Annotated in this window: 1 protein-coding gene; it reads right to left on the bottom strand. The window is 53.7% G+C overall.

Going from position 1 to position 231, the window contains the following annotated elements:
* Window positions 1-231, bottom strand: a 231-nt coding sequence (locus tag MO387_RS21380; RefSeq protein WP_242326528.1) for a putative Ig domain-containing protein, incomplete at both ends; no start/stop codon positions are given.

Below are 231 nucleotides of genomic sequence, written 5' to 3' on the forward strand. Positions count from 1 at the left end.
TGCTGGGCGTGCCACTTAACAATCCAGTAGCCGCATTGAAGCTCAACCAGCTTGGTTTAATCACCGCGCTCAATGTCAGTACATCGCCCACATCGGTATCACTCGCCGCAAAGGTGTAGCTGTACGCTGCATCTTGAGTGGCGGCAGTGATGGCCGTTGAACTAATGGTCGGCGCATCGTTAACGTTGGTCACTGTGATACTGAAGCTTTGCTCTGCCGTTAAGCCGTCCG

The sequence above is a fragment of the Shewanella sp. N2AIL genome, from assembly GCF_022690845.1.
GTDB classification, from domain to species: Bacteria; Pseudomonadota; Gammaproteobacteria; order Enterobacterales; family Shewanellaceae; genus Shewanella; species Shewanella baltica.